Origin of the sequence: Alistipes sp. CAG:29, from assembly GCF_000435435.1 — a bacterium.
GTDB classification, from domain to species: domain Bacteria; phylum Bacteroidota; class Bacteroidia; order Bacteroidales; family Rikenellaceae; genus Alistipes; species Alistipes onderdonkii.
Genome location: NZ_FR893456.1, coordinates 106,258 through 108,478 on the forward strand (window position 1 = coordinate 106,258; position 2,221 = coordinate 108,478).

The 2,221-nt window shown below is 52.8% G+C and carries 3 protein-coding genes; 1 reads left to right on the forward strand and 2 read right to left on the reverse strand.

Annotated features, from left to right (window positions below):
* Positions 1 to 1,046 (forward strand): DUF3362 domain-containing protein (locus QVP03_RS06210; RefSeq protein ID WP_288210679.1); only part of this gene is annotated, 1,046 nt, incomplete at its 5' end.
* Positions 1,047 to 1,129: 83 nt separating this feature from the next.
* Here QVP03_RS06210 and QVP03_RS06215 read toward each other — a convergent pair.
* The gene (locus tag QVP03_RS06215; RefSeq protein WP_022332656.1) at positions 1,130 to 1,369 is read right to left on the reverse strand and encodes a hypothetical protein; all 240 of its coding nucleotides are present in this window, start codon (positions 1,367 to 1,369) and stop codon (positions 1,130 to 1,132) included.
* 133 nt (positions 1,370 to 1,502) lie between these two features.
* Positions 1,503 to 1,880, reverse strand: a complete 378-nt coding sequence (locus tag QVP03_RS06220) for a hypothetical protein (protein WP_154654064.1) — start codon at positions 1,878 to 1,880, stop codon at positions 1,503 to 1,505.
* Between the last annotated feature and the right edge of the window lie 341 nt (positions 1,881 to 2,221).

A 2,221-nucleotide genomic window follows, 5' to 3' on the forward strand; every position in this document is an offset into this window, starting at 1 on the left:
CGCTCACGACCGAAGAGCTCGACCACTCGTTCGACCTGCCTTACGAACGGGCACCGCACCCGCGCTATAACGGCAAAGGAGACATCCCGGCCTGGGAGATGATCAAACACTCGGTCAACATCCACCGGGGATGCTTCGGCGGCTGTTCGTTCTGCACCATATCGGCTCACCAGGGCAAATTCATCAACTCGCGCAGCGAGCGCTCGATCCTCGACGAGGTGCGGCGGATCGCCTCGATGCCCGGCTTCAGGGGTTACCTCTCGGACGTCGGTGCACCTTCGGCCAACATGTACCGCATGGGCGGCCGCGACAAGGAATTGTGCCGCAGGTGCCGCCGTCCGTCGTGCCTGCACCCGAAGATGTGCCCAAATCTGGACAACGACCACCGGCCTCTGTTGGCTTTGTACGAAAAGATCCGAGCCGTGAAGGGCATCAAGAAGGCCTTTGTCGGCAGCGGCATCCGTTACGACCTGTTCGACGACAGCCCTTACCTCGCCACGGTCGTGAAACACCACACCTCGGGACGCCTAAAGGTCGCCCCCGAACACACCGAAGATGCCGTGCTGAAACTGATGCGCAAGCCTCCGTTCGCACTTTTCGAGCAACTGAACGCCGATTTCCAGCATATCTGCCGCCGCGAGGGGCTGCCCTACCAACTGATCCCTTACTTTATCTCGTCACACCCGGGCTGCACCGAACGTGACATGCGCTCGCTGTCGGCGAAAGTACTCGGCAAGCTCCATTTCAACCTCGAACAGGTACAGGATCTCACCCCGACGCCGATGACCCTCTCGTCGGTGATGTTCTACACCGGGGAGAACCCCTATATACATGAAAAAGTCTACGTCGCCCGTTCGCAGGAGGAGAAACGGCGGCAGAAAGCCTATTTCTTCGATGAACGGCCGGCCGGGAAAGCAGATATTCCAGGTAAAAAGAATGGCTCGAAGAAGGAAAGCCGCCCAAAAGGTAGGCAGTCCCAAACCGACTCGGCAAAAAGCGGGCAAACAATGCGTCCGACACCCGGAATGCGGTGCAAAAATAGATGACCTCATACGAGTGCACTTGCCATCACTCCGACAAAAAGAAATTTTCCCGTTCCGCCGCCCATCGGTACCCGATCGAAGTGGTATTACAATCCCAATATCACGAAAATGTGCACCAGGTAAGCGGCATACGATTGCGGCGCGATCCACAGCATTATCCGAGATGTTTTGCCAAAGAAGAAACAGCACAGGGCGATCAGTCCGAACGATAGCGAAAAACAAAGCAGCGTTTCATACCACCACCATGAACGACCGATCTGGAAAAAGGCCTGCAGATAGACCGATAGGGCCAACAACAATTCCAGGCCGAAGAGCATCATGCCCATACGTCGCGTTATTCGAAGAAACCAGCTTGCCTCGCCATGCAACCGTCCCCGTCACGAAAAGTGCCACATGCTGCGCCAGATGAGTCGGTTCCGCTCAAAGCAAACCGCTCAAACATTTTCAGTTGTTAATCGGTCAGGCAGGACGTACCCGATAATTAGCTGCAGAAACGATTATGACAGCAAAAACGATCCACACCACGTTCACCCCGCTCTGCACGCGCATGGGTTTGCGCACGACAAACCAAAAAAGGGCATATACCAGCGAATAGAAAAGCAGGCGTTCGACAAACCAGAGGTGACCGACCTCGACATGCCCCGTAACTACAGAGCACAAAACAGTAAAAAAAGAGGAGCGGAATTCCCAAATGAGGAAATTTTGCCGATATAAAGCCCTGAAAACCGTGACGGTCGCAACTGGAAGGGAGAAAGTAACCGCAAAACAGGAAGTAAAGTCCCATGAGGAATGAAGCGTTGACAGCAAAGAAACTCCGCAGTCAAACTGCGCACTCATCAAGCGAAGGCTGGTATATCCAATTATCGCTATCGCTGTAAGCCGGCCCGGCATGATGGAAGATAACCAATAGGATCAGAAAAACTTTCAAATTGACGAGGTACCAATCTCGCTGTACGGGTTTAGCAATAGGGTCTGAAGTCTTCATGACGGTGCAGTTTCTGATAAGATACAAAAGATGGATAGGAATCAAAAAATGCAAAACAATTACCCGAAAATATTTTCAGGAAGCAGATCGACTGCGAGCAATAGGGATTATCGTTGCGCTTCGAATTATAATGCATGGCGAGGTATCGTACAATGAATTTCAGTAAACAAAAGCCGGAGAATTCTCCGGCTTT

What these genes read in the sequence shown, in the direction of transcription:
- QVP03_RS06215 (WP_022332656.1), bottom strand. Translation starts at nt 1,369, where the DNA reads ATGGGCATGATGCTCTTCGGCCTGGAATTGTTGTTGGCCCTATCGGTC.
- QVP03_RS06220 (WP_154654064.1), bottom strand. Translation starts at nt 1,880, where the DNA reads ATGAGTGCGCAGTTTGACTGCGGAGTTTCTTTGCTGTCAACGCTTCAT.